This is a genomic window from Bacteroidales bacterium (genome assembly GCA_013141385.1).
Taxonomy (GTDB): domain Bacteria; phylum Bacteroidota; class Bacteroidia; order Bacteroidales; family Tenuifilaceae; genus UBA8529.
This window is the reverse complement of sequence record JABFRB010000008.1, coordinates 34,675-52,311: the sequence shown is the minus strand read 5'-3', so window position 1 is coordinate 52,311 and position 17,637 is coordinate 34,675. Positions and strand designations below refer to the sequence as shown.

Below are 17,637 nucleotides of genomic sequence, written 5' to 3'. Positions count from 1 at the left end.
TAACCCCAAAGCCGGCGATTCGGGATTATATTGTTAAGGATTTTATCCCTTTTTGTGCGTAACTTTTTACCTCATCCATCAAATCGGAACGCTTAAGCATTTTGTTAAGCTCGGGCGCAACATCCTCGCCACCTGTTTCAACAGCAAGGTTGATAAGCATTATCTGAACCAATGGCTCTGTTTGCACTTCGAGCGATTTAACAATCCCCCTAGCAATCTCCTTATTATCCTTGTACTTCGATAGTGCTTGAGCCGCAGCCAACCGAACATTCACATTTCTATCGTTGTTTAGCGTATTGAACAGCGTTTCTATCAGCTTAGGATCGGGCTTTGATATCTCCTTGATATAGCTTACCGCCTTAATCCTCTCGCTTGGCGATTCCTGCTTGATAAGCGAAAGAATCACAAGATTTTTCATCTCAACCATCTCCTGTTTCAGGCTGGCAACCTCGCCCGTTGATTTTTCGGCAGGGCGGATATAGTAACCAATAAACCCTCCAGAGATAAGTAGGAGTAACCCAGCTGCAACTCTTATTAGGGTTGATAGGGAGATATGTTTCTGATTTATTTTATCGGACAAACTCTGCTTACTTGCACTCTTCTCGTTCTCAAGCATCATCTGGAAAGCAAAATCAACCTGCTTTGGCGTTTCCTCCTCTTTAACCTGAGAAAGAAGTCCCTCGATATGTATCATCTTATCCAGCTCATCCTTGCAAGCATTGCAACCGCTCAGATGGTTTGTTACCTCATCGTGCACATCCTTCCCCAGCAATTCCTCGATATAGTCTGGTAAAAGTTCGATTACTTCCTTGCAGTTCATATGTTGGTTGTTTGTTATTGAGTTATTGGTTATTGGGTTATTTCTTAATTAACGTGAGTTCGATGTAAGCATAACATATTGATCCTAAATATAGTACTAGATTGTTGCTTTGTCATGCTGAACGAAGTGAAGCATCTGGCCTTTAAGTAATTAGATCCTTCGCTTCGCTCAGGATGACACCTTACATCGAGTTGACGTTAATTCTCAAATTCCCAAATCCCCCAATTTTCAAATTAGCATTCTTCCATCTCAAAGTAAATCTCCTTCAATCTTTTTAATGTTCTATGCACCTTTATTTTGATATTAGGTATTGAATCGCCTGTAATTTTGGCAATCTCTTCGTACTTCAAATCCTGAAACTTGCACATTACCAGTAGCTCTTTACCTTCAAAGGATAAATTCTCCATTGCTTTAAAAAGTATCGCATCTTGCGATGCCTGATTACTGGATATTTCATCATCCAATAGTGTTGAAAGAACGTTATCCTTATCCTGTAGGTTTGGATGTTTGCTGCTATCCAACCTGTAATCGGAAAGGCAATTCCGGGCCATCCCGTACATCCAAGTTCTGAACTGATGCTGCGGGTTATAGCTGCCCCGATACTTCAAAACCCTATAAAACACATTCTGCGTAAGATCCGAACTCGTATCGCGATTAGCCGTAAGCCTTAGGAAGAAGTTAAAGAGCTTCTTGCTATACCGCTCGTAAAGTTTCCCCACCGCATCCAATTCACCCCCTTGGGCTTTTAGCATCAACGCTTCGTCTGAGATATCTGAGATATACATTTTTATTATCGTCTGTATTGATTACCGAAATGGGGACAAATGGTTACAAAAGATACAAAGAAAATGGAAGTTAATTAATTCTACTTTAACAGATTTGAAATAAACTTGATTTTTCTGCTTTTTTACCCCAAACCCTAAAGGGAGAAAGCAGAAAAATCAACCCAATCCCTTTAGGGGTAGGGGTAAAATTGGGTTGATTTTTCGTGTTATAAGCAATCTGTTAAAGTAGAATTAAAATATAAAGGGAAAAGAAATGGCAGTTGGGGGACACCCTACTTCGAGGAATGTCATTGTGAGTCCCGTTTTTTGGGACGAATCAATCTCGGATTACCTTACATCAAATAGTAAGAGATAAGGCTATCTGAAAAGCCCTCTGCGAAACTCTGTGTTAATCTCTGTGGAACTTTGTGTAATTTTTAAATATTGTTACACAAAGGATCACGAAGAAGTCACAGAGATACAAAGAGAGAAAAGAGAGTTGTTTTTAGATTTTTGAGACATCTTTATCTCTAGAATTTATTTGTTCAAAAGTAAAAAAGGGGATTCTAAATCCCCCAAAAATAATTTCACTAGGGTTCCCCCCTAATTTACTGTGATATTATAATCGCTAAGCCGTTGGTTTGGTTTTCCTTGGGGTGCGCTTATAATCGCTCTTGCGAACGCCACCTGCCTTCTCGTACTCTACGCTATCGTAGCCGTACTTAGCACCCACAGCGTTTAGGAAACGCTTGGATAGCTCTGCCAAATCCTTCTCCGCCTGATCCAGCTGGGTCGATATCCCATCCGCTTTAATAAGCATGGAATTGTACTCCTTAGTTAGGGTATCTACTAGAGTAATTTGGGTGGTGTAGTCTACCTCGGTAAGTCCTCTGCCAAAATTAATTGGATTTTCGAATTGTTTTGTGCCATCAAGACGGCTCTGCGCCTTTTCCTGTTCCAATGAGGTACTTCTTTTTTTGTACGCCATAGTTGAAAAATTTAAGAATTAAGTAATAAAATCAGATAATAAAGAGCATAGCCAAAAGCTAAAAATCGATATTATGGTTGGCTAACTTCCATAGAATAAAATTAGCAAAAACTATTTTATATAACTGCTTTTATATGACAATTATTTCATAATAAATGTTAAATTTATATCGCCTTGCTATTTTATTGGGTAAAATAGCACCATATTGATATGGTAAAGTCACTTTTGGATGTAAAAAAGTGACTCGGGAATGTAGGAAAGTCACTTTTCCATGTAGGAAAGTGACTTGGCAATGTAGGAAAGTCACTTTTCCATGTAGGAAAGTGACTTGGCAATGTAGGAAAGTCACTTTTCCATGTAGGAAAGTGACTTGGCAATGTAGGAAAGTCACTTTTGGATGTAGGAAAGTGACTTGGGAATGTAGGAAAGTCACTTTTCTATGTAGAAAAACGACAAAACAATGTAGTAAAGTTACTTTTGTATGTAGGAAAGTGACTTGGCAATGTAGGTAAGGGGTCTATTCAATGAACTGTGTCAGGAGGGGTGATTATTGAACATATTCAGAAAATCAAATTCATTTTGGTGGTTAATAATTTTGGCTAACTTTGATAAAAGATTATGAGAAGGTACATAATATATTCCTAAATATACTTTTAGGGCATGTGTAAAAGAGTTAGGGGCAACTTTACAAAAAAACCGACTGTATGGAAAATCAGACCAATAGAATAAACATAGACCTAAACAAATTTGCTGACCAACTGTATGGTGAGATAAGCAGTGACTTAAAAACATTGCAAATTATTAATGACGCAGTCAAACTTGAAAATTATTCAACAACTTGTTATACTTTAACACAAGGGAGTTTGACTTCAACTGTATCTGTCCCACCAATAGAATTCTTGAAACAAAGAGAATTAAATAAATGCTTTAAATCAATTATAAGTTCTCTTCAAGACTATATGGACAAATTAATTGCCATTCATAGACTTGGTGGAGAAGATATAATTCCTCCCAGTGGTTCTAAGATAGAAGATGTTGGAATACTCCTTCAATCAAAATTTGCAGAGCTGCTACTTAAAGTTTCGTCAGACCTTACCTTGAATATTCCAAAGAAACTAGAGATTTTATTAGTCAATCACAAAAATGAGGAAATAAAAGTGTCTGTTCAAAGTTATTTTGATGTTCGAAATGGATTGGAACATCACAAAGGTATTGCAATGAAAGATAGACTAATAACGTATAAAAGAATTGCTGTTGCATCAACAGTCGGATATGAAGTTATTCCACCGGTTACTTTAGGAGTTGGAGAAGGGCTTATTTTGAAAACATTTTCTGAAACTGTTGCATATGATAAAGGAGGAAATCTAATTATTACACGCTATCAATTGAATGGGATAATTTTAAACTTGCTTATGTTTGTAATTCCGACTATGCTTGAAGAGGCAGTATCGAAACTAAATGAAAGAAGAAGCATCCTCTAACAAAGGCTATAAGAAATGGCGGGTTTGGAAACATAATTGAATCTCCCTCCCCCGCACATACATCTGTGCTGGTTGTCAACTAAGTGCTATGCATACCGCTACTGGTAATAGTCTTAACCATAAGGCGTAAGGCAAGATGAATAAACTTAAAAATATGAAATAAAGGATTTTTTATTAATACACAAATGCTTATGGAGCCTGTTTTTGAAAATATTAATGAAGTACTTATAAAAGAAATAAACAAAGCTGAATTCATTATTCTTGCAGCGGTTGCTTGGATTACGGATTACAAAATTATTGAAGCACTTATAGGTAGACTTAAAGAAGGTATATCCGTTGAACTAGTGATTAATGGAGATGATAGATTTGAAAAAAGTAAAAACCAATTTGACGAATTTAGAAGTTATGGTGGTCGTTTGTTTTTATATCAGAATGATAACAAATCAATAATGCATAATAAATTCTGCACAATTGATCTAGTTACTTCTATTACGGGATCATTTAATTGGTCTTTTAGTGCATCAAATTATCATAAGGAAAATATTGTAATTGAACGTGACAATATTAATTCTGGCCGATTATTTTCTCAAGAATTTTCTAAGTTAAAAAGATCTTCAATCCTTTATGAGGGTAAAATTAACCACTATGACATTGGCGATTATGCGAAAGTTATAAGTTTAATATCAAATTCAGAAGATGGCATTATTGAAGTTCAAGTCAAATCAGGAAATAAGTTTGGATTTGTTTACTTTATTCCTGAATTTTTATTCTCAAATCTTCCAAACCCTGAAAAACTTTTTGGGTATTGGAATGAAAAAATAGTTGACATAAACAATGAGGAAATTCTTGCATCAGGCTTGTCTATGTATGAATTTGAATGTATTGATCCTAGATACTTGAAATATATCATGACAACTTCTAAGTTGTGAAAATAGTTTTTTCGAAATTTTAAAGAAGTAAAATAATGCTCTAACGACTAAAGTGTTGGTTAAGTCATTATTGTATGGATGATTAATTTGATTTGTTTTGTAACGATATGAAAATTATAAAGTGGGATGACAATGTAGACGATTAACTCCCAAATACCTCATGCGGAAATGTTGGACAATATTTTAAAAAATCTCTGTTATGGATGTAATTTGTGATACAAATATTTGGTATGATCTTGGGAGTGGATTGATAAAGCCAAAAGAATACAAAAATTGTAAACTTTGGTCGACATATCTTTCAATAGATGAATTGTCGAGATCTGATAAATTGTTAGATGATAAACTTATCGAAAATGTTAGATTATCAATTCAAAAAATGATTGTAAATCAAAATGTGATTTATGAACCTCCTTTTTTTCGTTTATTAGTTGAATCTATTCCAGATTATAATTATGATATAATCGCAAATGATTTTAATATCCTAGATTTTACAAAATCAATTGCAAGCAACAAACAATTAACGCAAGATGATAAACAAAAGCTTAGGGATTATATTGCATTTCGGAAGGATAGATTATTAAAGGGATCAGAATATTTTACAAAACTAATTGCTGATTTTAAGGATTGTTTTAAAGATAAATCAATTCTTAAAAAGACAAGAAATACGAAAATTTCTAGAGATTTTATTTCTTTTATAGTCAAATCTATTACAAATGAAGATTTACCTGAAAACTTTGATTGGACTACAGTTGAATTGTTTGAAAAAACCTTGGATTATTACTTTTTCAAACTTGAAACAACGAGTATGAAAATAAAGAAAAATGATTGGTATGATTTAGCTTTTCTTGTTTATGTTAGACCTGGTCAAAAGATTTGGACAAAGGATAAAAGATTAAAGGCATTGATAAAAGAAGCTGGATTGATAGATTATTTGTACGATAAATAAAAAGCGTAGAACTTCCCCCATCCAGTTTAAGTGGCGCATAAGTTAAATTTATCCTTTCAGGCTTTGCCTGAGATTCTACAATGTTTACCCTGCTATCTTTGGATTTGGAACGTGTAGTGTTTAAAAATACAAATTAAAGATTAAGAGCAATACCAATATTTAAACAGTAGGCATTGGTTGTAACGGTAATTGCTTTGAACAATGTGCTCTGAGAATTTTTTGTATATTTGCTCTATGCAATTAGATGCCAATAGGATTGAGACTATCAAAAAATACTTCGAGACAAGACCTGTTTTGAGGGCATACCTATTTGGCTCATACGCGCGAAATGAGGCCGACTCCCATAGCGATATTGATATTCTTGTTGATCTGGATTATTCTCAAAGAATAGGATTGCAGTTTATTCAAATGAAAATTGACCTTGAGAAACTTTTGAATTCTAAAGTAGATCTTGTTTCATCAAATGGCCTTTCCCAATACATTAAACCTATGGTTGAAAGCGAAAAACAGCTAATTTATGCGAGGTAAATTGGGCGATAGGGTTAGATTGCAACACATCTTTGATGCAATTCTTGAAATAGAATCATATCTTTTAAATAAAGAATTCTCAGACTTCATGGAAAACTCCATGATGCGATTTGCTTGTATCAAACAGATGGAAATCATTGGGGAAGCAAGCAACCACGTATCCAACGAAACAAAATCTAAATTTACTTCAATTGAATGGTCGCAGATAATTGGCATGAGAAACGTTTTTGTTCATGAATATTTCGGTGTTGACTCTACCCTTGTTTGGGAAATAATAAAGAACGACCTACCTGACTTGAAGGAAAAAATAAAAAACATTCTTGACACAATAGAATAAACCCATTTCAGTTTAAACTGTACCTAAGATGAATTTATTCTTTCAGGCTTTGCCAGAGATTCTACAATTTTTTCCGTTTGAAATCAATTTCCCGCTAGCATAGGAACTGCGCCAAGCATCATAAATAAAAAAGGTTCAAAATTCAATGCTAACCCCATTGAATCTTGAACTTTTTATTAACTAACAACTAAAATTTAATTAAACCTATACGAAAACTTTACAAGGAAAATACTATGTGGATGTGTATCGAATAAATTATTGATATCGCTTCCTGTTGAGGTGCTATAAGAATCGTAGTAATCCTGCTTGCCCATTGTCCAAACAAAGAATAGGGTAGAGCCAGGGCGATATTCCCAACGAACTATCATATTCGATTGAAAATCGAGGAAGTTAAAGTCCATTTTAGGAAACGTGTAATCGTTTGTTCCATCATTGTTCTCATCAACGTGGTACTCATTATCTGTAGCATTATAGGTAAGCTGCGATGGTTGGTAAACATAAAATCTATCGGTAAATTTCTTTGCCCTTGGGTTGGTTATCATTTTGTAGTCAGTATACCTGCCGCTTGTTAAGTATGGCCTGCCCCAATATTGTACTGTGAGTTCGGGGTTAATACTATATTCAAGCCTAAATGAAAGGTCGTATGATTTTTCGCTAATTGAAGCATTAATATATCTTGGATCTCCATTCCAATTGGTATTTGTAACATACTGTATTTTGGAATTGCTTTTGGAGATTTCAGGTGCAATTGAAATGGAGAGATTCTTTGATGGCCTGTAGCTTATTGAACCAAAGTAGCTATGGTAAATATTTGAATTATTATCGCCCCAATTGTTTGAACCACCAATCGAGATAGTTAATGCTTTTCGTTGATCGGACTCAATGTTATACCAATTGTTCCAATTACCTTCCCTTTTAAGCATTGGCCCTCCGCGTAATGAGCTGCTCGATAAGCTCATCCCGTTACGGTTAACTCCAGTACCAAAGCTCCAGTAGTTAGTAAATTGAAGGTTAAAGTTTACGTTTCCACCTTTGTAAGCCGAAATTCCTCCAAAATCCCATCCAGTCCACTGGTTAAAGTTGATATTGATATTTCGGAAAATAAATACCGGTTCCCAGTAGCGCAATCCAACCCAAGCAACCTGAAAAATATCATCAACATTTTGTGAGTAGCCAATATCATTTACCTCAAGTTCCGGCGATTTCCACGATACAAACGTCATATAGCGAACATGTCCTTCGCCGAATTTCCCAAACTGAATCAGCCCTCCAGTTCCCGTTAAAGAGGTTCTGGATGAATCAACCCTAACATATCTTACATCTGGGCGTTGGAAATACCGTGCAGGAGCCGTTTGAGTTGCAGCAATAGCTTCCTTTGTACCATTAACATTGCTAAAGTAAAGTTTAGTGCTAAAGAAGTAGACACGGTTTTTCCAGTACTGCTGAAAATCAATACCCCCAGTGAATGCATCTTTGTGTAGGTAATCCTTGGATGCATCGGTTAGCTGACGATTTGTTGAGGTAATAATGCTATTAATTATGGTGTTTCCTTTATTAAACTCTTTCTTCAGAGTACCTACAAAATAGTTGGTTAAAGGTTCAACAAGTTGACGCCGCCTTTTCCCAAGGCTATCGATTTTCGCGTAGCTATTCGAGGTTAAACTCTCCATTATGCCAACTGATAAACCATTGTTATTTCTGCCGCTTATCTTTGCTGCTCCAAGAATTGCTGTATTCGATGGAATATCTATAAACTCTTTCTTTGCTAAATCAGGTGATATCTGTGGAGATCTTCCAATTCTCCTTGAATAGAAAAGATTTTCTGCTGCTTGATCACCATCTCCAGCCACTAGGTTAAAGCTAAAAAGATTACTACCTGCAACAAAGAATGGTCTTTTCTCGGGGAAATAGGTTTCAAAAGCAGAGAGATTAACTACCGATGGATCGGCCTCTACTTGACCAAAATCAGGATTAATGGTTAAATCGAGGGTGAAATTATTCGTTATCCCTACCTTTGCATCAATACCAGCATTTAATCCATTCCTTTTACCTGTCATAAAAGGATTTCCCACCTCATTTTTAAACCTTTCAGTTTTTGTAACTATGTAGGGAGCAAATTCAACCTGACGGCGAGGCGTGAGAGATCGTAACCCATTTATCTCTCCAAATTCGCTTACCCAACCCGATGCATCCTTAGGTATAAACTGCCAATACGATGATTCTTGCTTGCGGAAAAAGAACCTACCAACTTGCAACCCCCAAGTTAAATCATTCAAGGTGGCAAACCGAAGCTGGTTCAAAGGAATTTTCATCTCTGCGCTCCACCCATCATTCGTTTTTGCAGTTTTAACCCACCAAATAGGATCCCAGTTCAAATCCTGATTATTACCATCATCGGCGAGAATAAAATCTTTTTTTACACCAGCGGCATTTACCCAAAAACCAAATGCTGTTTTTTGATCATGGTATGAATCAATAGCTAAACCTACTGCATCACCATCAGTATCATCACGACGTGAAATTCTGTAGGATACGCTATCGGGAGAATTATCAAAAGCCTTAATTCCTACATATAAAAAATCATGATCATAGATTATCTGAAATTCCGTTTTTTGTGATGGATCTTTACCCGCATGAGGTTCGCGTTGAATAAATCCACCCTGCCACACTCCTTTTTGCCATATAGCATCATTGAGTATTCCATCAATCATTGGCGCCTCAGTCCCTATAAGTTTAGTCTCGTATGACCTTTTTTCATAAGTAATCTTAGCAATGCTAGTTCTGCTACTAGCCATTAGAATTACTAATACGATTATAAGTTGCTTTGCCTTCATCTTTAATTTAAATTTTAAAAGATCCCATTATTTATTAATAATACCATCTATACTTTCAAAAGCTACAATAACAGAAGTAGTTTTCCACTAGCTACTTTGTTAATAAACTTGTCTTCAGAAAGTTTCTTTCCACCACATTCTCACAAGAGACATTTATTTTTATATTTTGTTGCATTGGAATAAGAAAATAAGTTATTCATTCTGAAAGAGTAAATCACAATTAATCAATTATTTTAAAAATAATAGCCGTTTATCCTATTGAGTAAAGAGCAATCACATTATGTGCCATCCCCAATAGTGAAAAGACTATCAGCTAATTATTAATAATATATGGGAAGTTTTATTGTTCAGTTCCGTATAGATCTTGTTCGGATTCGAACAAGGCAGTTTGTAAGTGATACAAAATTTGACAAATTAACTAAACATATTGTTTCAAAAACTCAGTGTTGTACCCTTGAGGTTTATATGTTCTTCTCTATAAAATAGTATTACATTGATAATTTTAACTTATTCAATAAACGTTTTAATTCCTGGGTAGTTAAACTTTTTTACCGCAAATGTTTCGGGATAAACAAAGAAATGAATATCTGCCTCCGTGCAAGGTTCATTCATACCATCCAATATCTGTACACTAATTTTGGCATAAGGAACTTCTCTACTTATAAGTTTTGCTTTAACTGTAAAAGTACCATAACTCATATTAGCAGGTTTTAGATAGCGTACCTCCATTTTTGAAGTTACTCCTACCGTTCCAAGTTGAGCAAAAATTACCCAACTGGCAATCTCATCCATTACAGCTGCTTGTACGCCACCATGTACAACGTCTTTAAAACCTTCTAAGCAATTATCCGGATTCCATTTGGATTCAATAGAATTATCTTCCTCATTTAACCAAAATTCAAGTTTTAATCCTAGATGATTATGGGGAGAACAGCCAAAACAATTGTAGCCATCAATATTTGTAAATGGATTATTAATCTTTTTCATTGTAAATATTTTTACAAAAATGGGAATAATAATGTGATGTAAATAATTTTAATTTATCAAGTGAAAGAATAAATCCATTAAAGCATCATCTAACAGCAATGTGGTTAATATAATAGCCAAATTTATCAAATTTAAAAGTGTTTCATTTCAGAACATTCTTGCAATTTTGATACCTTTGTGAAGGATGATTAGGGCTGGATTAATATGAGAGTCAGGCTGATTCTATTTTATTGGATAGTCTATATTTAAATTATGGAAACTAGAACAGGTCGAATTCTTGCAATTGATGATAATCAGGAAATCCTTTTATCGCTTAGGATAGCACTTTCAAAGCATCTTGAGGAGATTAAACTTTACGTTTCCCCAAGTGATGATGCAATTAAAGAGATTACCTCTGGTAATTACGATGTAGTCCTATTGGATATGAATTTTACACCTGGCTCCACAAGTGGAAGGGAGGGGCTGGATTTTCTTAATAAGATAATTTCAATTGACCCTACAATTTCTGTAGTTATGATTACGGCATATGGTGATGTAAATATTGCCGTAGAAGCGATGAAACAAGGTGCTACTGATTTTGTACTTAAACCATGGGAGAATAAAAAGTTACTGGCAACGGTTTTATCTGCCTATAATCTCTCCAAAAGTAAAAGAGAATCGGCAGATCTTAGACAAAGTAGAAAGGTTTTGGCAAATGATATCGATACACCTTACATAAATATTATAGGGGATTCAGAACCTATGAAGAAGGTAATGTCTGCCATTGAAAAGGTTGCCAAAACTGATGCCAATGTGTTAATTCTCGGTGAAAATGGTACAGGAAAGGAGCTAGTTGCAAGGGCAATTCATCGGATTTCAAATAGAGCATCACAGTTATTCGTTTCTGTTGATATGGGAGCAATACCCGATACGCTCTTCGAAAGCGAACTTTTTGGTTGCGTTAAAGGGGCTTACACCGATGCTCGTGAGAATAGACCCGGTCGGTTTGAGATGGCAACAGGAGGTACACTTTTCCTTGACGAGATTGCAAATATCCCGTTAACATTACAAGCAAAACTGCTTGGAGTTCTTCAAACAAAACAAGTTTCACGATTAGGTTCAGTGGCAAGTAAAAATATTGATATACGTTTAGTATCCGCCACAAATGCCTCAATTAACCAGCTGATTAATGAGGGAAAGTTTAGACAGGATCTTTACTATAGAATAAATACTATTGAGATAACAATACCTCCACTGAGGGAAAGGGGAGATGATATTCTTCTTCTTACAAATCATTACCTCGATATTTATGGTAGAAAATATGGTAAACGGAACATAAAACTATCAAAGGCAGTTCAACGCCTTATACATACATATAGTTGGCCTGGGAATGTTAGGGAATTAGCACATTCTATTGAACGTGCAGTTATAATGACCGATGGAACTACGATTGAACCCGATTCAATCCTCTTCGCTCATCAAAACCCATCAATGCTTCAGCAGAGAGATACTAGCCTCCATATCGATGAGGTCGAAAAGCAGACAATCATTAAGGCATTAAAAGTAAATAATGGGAATATCAGTACTGCTGCGCTGGAGTTAGGAATGGGAAGAACTACACTTTATCGTAAAATGACAAAATATGGTATTTAATATAAAATTGTTTTTACACATGAGAAAAGATCGATCTAAGAAATTTGATATTATGCCGATCGACTTTCATTATCGTTTTAGGAACGGAGTGAACTAAAACGATATATATGAAAGCGAATCGGTATAAGTCGTTTCGATTAAAGATTATATTAAGATTGTTGCTAATTACCACGGTAATAGTTTTAATTATCTATTTTATAACTAGACCTTATTACTATTTTACTGTTGGTGAACTTTTGCTTCTGGTTATAGCATTAATCATAGAGCTTATTCATTTTATAGAAAAAGGTCATCGTCAAATAAATCAAATGCTTGAATCGCTTAAAGAGCGTGATTTCAGCCTTAAGTTTAACCCTGTTGAAGAGGGAAAAGTTTTCCGTGGTCAAGCCAGAATTTTAACCCAGCTGGTGCAATCGTATCGAGATATAAGAATCGAAAAGGAGATGCACTACCAGTTTCTTAATTTAATAGTTAATCAACTGAATTATGGTATTATTTGCTTTGATGCCGATGGAAAGGTTAGTTTATCGAATAAGTCGATAAAAAAGCTATGTGGACTTAATGAAATTGTCCATATATCATCTCTGAATAGAATTGATAAAAATCTCAGCAATGAGATTGAATTGCTTAAAACTGGCGAAGAGAAACTGATCTCTGTATTTAAGGATGGTGAATTCTTTAAGTACTCAATTTCTTGTAATGAAATAAGATTGCTCGACAGTAGATACAAATTGGTTGCATTACATAATCTTCATTCTACCCTACAAGAACATGAGTTAGATTCACATAAGAAGTTGATAAGAATTTTAACTCATGAGATTATGAACTCCGTTACTCCAATTCTATCTCTCAGCGAATCGATGAATGAGAATCTAAAGGATGAATCGGGAAATGTAAAGGAGCTAAATGATATTAGTAAACAGGATGCCGAGGATTTGATTCTTGGATACGAAGCAATTGAGATTAGGAGTAGAGCTCTTATGCGATTTGTAAACGATTTCCGAAGTTTAACCCGGTTACCAGAACCCAAAATCGAAGCAGTTCAGGTTGAAAATCTACTTAGAAATATAATTTCCCTCTATCGAGCTGAGATTGATGAAAAGGGAATTAAACTTTCAGTTTATATCTCCCCAGATATCGAGACCATTCTAGTTGATAGGGTAATGTTGGAGCAGGTTTTAATTAACATGATAAAGAATTCTATAGAGGCTTTAGATAATACCTTTAAACCTGAGATTACCATAGACTCTTTGCTTGTTGAGAATAGTATAGCCATTGTAATTACAGATAATGGTAAGGGAATTTCTTCCGAGAATCTTGAAAAAGTCTTTATTCCATTCTTTTCAACAAAAAAGGATGGTTCTGGTATAGGTCTTAGCCTTTCACAACATTTGATTCATTTATTGGGCGGTACAATTGGTGTAAAATCGATTCAGGGTTTAAAAACTTCATTTAGCGTTAGGTTTCCCATTTAGAGATATTATCTGCTTTTTTTTAATATTATAGAATAAACGATTGTTTTAAATTGGGAGATTTAAAGTTAATTATTAATATTTTTGCATTGTTATAGAAAAATATAATTATGGATGCATCAATAGGAAATTCAACACGTGATAAGTTAATTGAAACGGCCAAAGAGCTATTTCTTGTTAAGGGGGTTGATAGAGTTGGAGTTAGGGAGATTGCAACAAAAGCAGGCATTAACCTCTCATTGATGAATTACTATTTTCGCAGTAAAGAAAAGCTTTTAGAGACAATATTTGAAATGCTAATAGAGGATAAAGCGATAATTCTTCGCCAAATTCTCGATTCCGATAAACCAATTGAGGTCAAGATAAGAGATTATGTGTATAAATACATCGATTTACTTATTGAAGATCCATTATTAGTGTCTTTTGTACTATCTATTATCCACAGAAACAACGATAAAATAACCAAAATGCGTGTAATAATGAATTTGTATAATTCAGAGCATTTTGTTGCACAGTTGAAACGTGAAGCCGAAATGGGTAGAATAAAATCCATTGATTCTGAACAATTCTATATTAGCATGTTAGCACTTATAATATTTCCCTTTTCGATAAAACCGCTTATTGCCGACAGAAATAATTTCAGTGATAAGGAAACTTTAAAATTCTTACTGAATAGGAAGAAGGCAGTTTACGAAATGCTAATTGTTACAATTAAGTTATAGCTAGGGGATTATTGCCTAATCCTTTTAACGCTTACTATTTTTACAGGATTCATAAGGTATTGGTCATTATCCTTTAGGAGTTGGATTTTACGTACAACCTCCATTCCTCTGATTATTTTACCAAATGCAGCAAAGCCTTGTCCATCAGGATTTCTTTTGCCATTATAATCTAACTCGGGTTGATCTCCAATACATATAAAGAATTCCGATGATGCCGATCCTGGCTCCATTCTGGCCATCGAAATCACTCCATCCTTATGCAGTATCCCTGTTTCTTTGGTTGTTTCATGTTTAATTGGAGTATATTGATTCTTTTCAATTATAGAATCTTCTTGGAATCCACCCTGAATCACTTCAATTTTAAAGACTTTATCAGGTTGATTGTCTAGACGAACTACTCTGTAAAAACAAGCCTGATTATTATACTTATCAGCATCAACGTATGCAAGAAAGTTTGTTGCAGTGATGGGTGCTTTATTAAGATATACTTCAACATCAATGTCACCAAGTTCAGTTGAGATTTGAACAATTGGATTTTGACCAATTACTTTAATTGAAGCAATAATTGCAAACACAATAATTATTATTTTTTTCATAAAAGATAACTTTGAAAAGATAAGAGATTGTAAAGATATCTTATTAGGCTTCAAATTTAAAAAAGAAAAAGGTCAACCTTTTGGATTGACCTTTCCTGTGACTCCGGAGGGATTCAAACCCCCAACCTTCTGATCCGTAGTCAGATGCACTATTCAGTTATGCTACGGAGCCTTAATGCGGGTGCAAAGGTAGACATCTTTTTGAATTTGTCAAGTATTAAATAAAAAAATCCCCCGATTTTTCGGAGGATTTTATGTTATATCTAGGCTTCAACCTTTTGTTTTTTCTCTTTAATACGAGCTTTCTTACCAGTTAGGTCGCGTAGGTAGTAAATTCTAGCACGACGTACTTTACCCTTTTTATTAATCTCAATTTTATCGATAAATGGTGAGTTTACAGGAAAAATCCTTTCAACACCGATACCGCCAGATACTTTGCGAACTGTAAATGTTTCAGTTGCACCACTACCTTTACGTTGAATAACTACACCTCTGTAGTTCTGGATTCTCTCCTTGCTACCCTCAATAATCTTATAGTGAACAGTGATAGTATCACCACTTTTGAAATCTGGGTGTTCTTTGATTGCTTCTGCAAAAGAACTTTCGGCAACTTTAATTAAGTCCATCGTTTTTTGTTTTATTGTTTGATCCACTTATACGCAATATTACAGGCTCCTATGTCCATGTTAGGGAATGCGCACGAAATTAGGTCGCAAAAGTATGAAAAAAAATGAATACCACAGCACTATTCTATAAAAAAATCTATTAAGTAAAAAGGTTGTAAAGTATTCTCTACAACCTCTTAGGAATAAATATTTTATGTTTTCTATTTTTTTATTTCTGGCACCAATAGTTTATCACCAGTGGCATCAATAATGATCTTCTTCCATGCATCTGGCATACCTGGATGTCCAACATCAGCAGGGCAAAGATTATATTCATTGTATTTAAATATTCCATTCTCTTCTTGCTTTACGTTTCCATCCATAAATTTAATTAAAAGGAACTGAAAAAGTTTCTCCCAACGGTTAACAACATAGTTGCCCATGTTAGCAGAGTAATCCGTTAAATATTGAATGGCTTTCTTTGGTTCAGTTTGGTAAAGTTCTTTGGCAGTACTATCAATAAGTTGAGTGTTTGAAATGAAACGAGTTTCAAGTTCAGTCTGTACCTTAACTACCTCTGCATGCATCAAATCATATCGTAAATAAGCAAAGTTTGTAACTTTATTAAAAGTCCAGAATGCACAATCGTTGCAATAGGTGAGCATATCACCCTTACCTTCAGCATAGGCTTCAGGAACTGAGATTATGCCACAATATGCTGGGAAATAAACGGTTGATGCAGCATCATCTACGCCAAACCAATGAATACCTCCAATGGGATTTGGTAACCAGTTACGCATTTGAGATACAAAAGAGAAACCAGTTTGTTGAGTAGCAGTTGTACGTTCATGTATATAGTTTTTACCTTCGTACTTCCAAGTCATTGGACGCCAACGATAAGGGAGGCTATGAGGGCCAGCACCAGGATCTTTACTCATGTCGAGTTCTGTACCTTCAAGATGATCACGCATAAAATTCATCATGTCATGAACAGAGATTTTTCGATCAGGCTTAATATAAAGGGGCATTCTTTTGGTTAGATTAATACCTTTTGCATAGTCAAAATACTCCCACATCGATTTGTTAACCTCTTTAAAGAACGACCAAACCCTTGCTTCGCAGAAACGTGCACCACCAAAATCTAGTGGAGCGTAGGTGTCTGAAAAACTGAATTCTTCATTTTTACCATTGAAATATTTTTTCTTTCGAGCAAAATCAATTACATCATATACGTAAACAAATTCAACCTCTGGAATAAAGATTTTATCAAGATTTTTTGAACTAATTGAATTCTTTAGATTCTCTTGTGGGAAGGTTGTAATGCGAGGATGGTTTGCATGGCCCGAAACACATCCGTCGGGTATTCTAACAGCTACCCAAACAGCACCTTTATTAGCATTGTATGATTTTTTTGTTTTTTTATCAACCTGCATATCTATTCCTTTGCTAATCATCTCAAAAATCCATGCTTCATTTGGGTCTACTACTGAAAATGATTCCCCACTGCTATAGTAACCGTAAGTTGCTACGAGTTCAGCCATTACCTTAATTGCTTCACGAGCTGTTTTAGCTCTTTGCAAGGCAGTATAAATTAAGGTTCCGTAATCTACAAGAGCAGTTGAATCTATAAGTTCCTCACGGCCACCGAATGTTGTTTCTCCAATCGAAACCTGATATTCATTCATATTTCCAACAACTGAGTATGTATGGCTAACCTGAGGTATTTCACCTAGAATTTTTCCGGTATCCCACTCTTTGATTTTCACTAAAGCTCCAGCGGGATAATCTTTCGCAGGTCGAAAATAAAGTTCTCCAAATAGAACGTGTGAATCGGCTGCGTAGGTTAGAAAGGTTGATCCGTCAACGGATGCACCTTTTGTTACTAAATAGTTAGTACAAGCATTACTTGTAGAATTTAGTGTAACAAGAGCTATTGATAATGCTAAAATTCTAAAAAGAAGTGGTTTTCTCATAAATTGATTATTTAATTTTCAGT

At 35.0% G+C, this 17,637-nt stretch carries 16 protein-coding genes and 1 tRNA gene; 8 read left to right on the top strand and 9 right to left on the bottom strand.

What is annotated here, in order from left to right; translation table 11 throughout:
* Positions 1-25 precede the first annotated feature (25 nt).
* From HOO91_05025 to HOO91_05015, 3 genes are all read right to left on the bottom strand, one after another.
* Positions 26-820 carry a hypothetical protein gene (locus HOO91_05025; GenBank protein ID NOU16903.1) on the bottom strand — a complete coding sequence of 265 codons (795 nt, stop codon included), beginning with the start codon at positions 818-820 and terminating at the stop codon, positions 26-28.
* Positions 821-1,053: 233 nt separating this feature from the next.
* Positions 1,054-1,605, bottom strand: coding sequence for a sigma-70 family RNA polymerase sigma factor (locus tag HOO91_05020; protein NOU16902.1), 552 nt, complete (start codon positions 1,603-1,605; stop codon positions 1,054-1,056).
* A gap of 607 nt (positions 1,606-2,212) precedes the next feature.
* Positions 2,213-2,572, bottom strand: a complete 360-nt coding sequence (locus tag HOO91_05015; protein ID NOU16901.1) for a hypothetical protein — start codon at positions 2,570-2,572, stop codon at positions 2,213-2,215.
* Positions 2,573-3,276: 704 nt separating this feature from the next.
* Here HOO91_05015 and HOO91_05010 point away from each other — a divergent pair.
* The 5 genes from HOO91_05010 (at position 3,277) to HOO91_04990 (ending at position 6,793) form a co-directional block, all read left to right on the top strand.
* Positions 3,277-4,053 (top strand): hypothetical protein, encoded by a 777-nt coding sequence (locus HOO91_05010; protein ID NOU16900.1) that lies wholly within the window; start codon positions 3,277-3,279, stop codon positions 4,051-4,053.
* Positions 4,054-4,244: 191 nt separating this feature from the next.
* The gene (locus HOO91_05005) at positions 4,245-4,982 is read left to right on the top strand and encodes a hypothetical protein (GenBank protein NOU16899.1); all 738 of its coding nucleotides are present in this window, start codon (positions 4,245-4,247) and stop codon (positions 4,980-4,982) included.
* A gap of 199 nt (positions 4,983-5,181) precedes the next feature.
* Positions 5,182-5,928 (top strand): hypothetical protein, encoded by a 747-nt coding sequence (locus tag HOO91_05000; GenBank protein ID NOU16898.1) that lies wholly within the window; start codon positions 5,182-5,184, stop codon positions 5,926-5,928.
* Between the two features lie 234 nt (positions 5,929-6,162).
* Positions 6,163-6,456: a nucleotidyltransferase gene (locus tag HOO91_04995; GenBank protein ID NOU16897.1), complete on the top strand. Its 294-nt coding sequence runs from the start codon at positions 6,163-6,165 to the stop codon at positions 6,454-6,456.
* A complete protein-coding gene (locus HOO91_04990; protein ID NOU16896.1) occupies positions 6,446-6,793 on the top strand; it encodes a DUF86 domain-containing protein in 348 nt (115 codons plus the stop codon). The genes HOO91_04995 and HOO91_04990 overlap by 11 nt, the downstream gene beginning before the upstream one ends.
* A gap of 194 nt (positions 6,794-6,987) precedes the next feature.
* Here HOO91_04990 and HOO91_04985 read toward each other — a convergent pair whose 3' ends face one another.
* Both HOO91_04985 and HOO91_04980 read right to left on the bottom strand, forming a co-directional pair.
* Positions 6,988-9,627, bottom strand: a complete 2,640-nt coding sequence (locus tag HOO91_04985) for a carbohydrate binding family 9 domain-containing protein (GenBank protein NOU16895.1) — start codon at positions 9,625-9,627, stop codon at positions 6,988-6,990.
* Positions 9,628-10,134: 507 nt separating this feature from the next.
* Positions 10,135-10,614: a PaaI family thioesterase gene (locus tag HOO91_04980; protein NOU16894.1), complete on the bottom strand. Its 480-nt coding sequence runs from the start codon at positions 10,612-10,614 to the stop codon at positions 10,135-10,137.
* A 252-nt stretch (positions 10,615-10,866) separates the two neighbouring features.
* On the opposite strand from HOO91_04980, the gene HOO91_04975 reads away from it, so the two are divergent.
* From HOO91_04975 to HOO91_04965, 3 genes are all read left to right on the top strand, one after another.
* Positions 10,867-12,246, top strand: coding sequence for a sigma-54-dependent Fis family transcriptional regulator (locus tag HOO91_04975; GenBank protein ID NOU16893.1), 1,380 nt, complete (start codon positions 10,867-10,869; stop codon positions 12,244-12,246).
* Positions 12,247-12,353: 107 nt separating this feature from the next.
* Positions 12,354-13,721 carry a HAMP domain-containing histidine kinase gene (locus HOO91_04970; protein ID NOU16892.1) on the top strand — a complete coding sequence of 456 codons (1,368 nt, stop codon included), beginning with the start codon at positions 12,354-12,356 and terminating at the stop codon, positions 13,719-13,721.
* Positions 13,722-13,828: 107 nt separating this feature from the next.
* Complete coding sequence (locus HOO91_04965; protein ID NOU16891.1) at positions 13,829-14,440, top strand: TetR/AcrR family transcriptional regulator; 612 nt, start codon at positions 13,829-13,831, stop codon at positions 14,438-14,440.
* Positions 14,441-14,448: 8 nt separating this feature from the next.
* On the opposite strand, the gene HOO91_04960 is transcribed toward HOO91_04965, so the two are convergent.
* The 4 genes from HOO91_04960 to HOO91_04945 form a co-directional block, all read right to left on the bottom strand.
* Positions 14,449-15,036 carry a peptidylprolyl isomerase gene (locus tag HOO91_04960; protein ID NOU16890.1) on the bottom strand — a complete coding sequence of 196 codons (588 nt, stop codon included), beginning with the start codon at positions 15,034-15,036 and terminating at the stop codon, positions 14,449-14,451.
* Between the two features lie 98 nt (positions 15,037-15,134).
* Positions 15,135-15,208 (bottom strand) — tRNA-Arg (locus HOO91_04955).
* 91 nt (positions 15,209-15,299) lie between these two features.
* Positions 15,300-15,662 carry a 50S ribosomal protein L19 gene (gene rplS, locus HOO91_04950; GenBank protein NOU16889.1) on the bottom strand — a complete coding sequence of 121 codons (363 nt, stop codon included), beginning with the start codon at positions 15,660-15,662 and terminating at the stop codon, positions 15,300-15,302.
* 200 nt (positions 15,663-15,862) lie between these two features.
* Entirely contained in the window at positions 15,863-17,614 is a 1,752-nt protein-coding gene (locus HOO91_04945) for a dipeptidase (GenBank protein NOU16888.1), read from the bottom strand.
* Positions 17,615-17,637 lie beyond the last annotated feature (23 nt).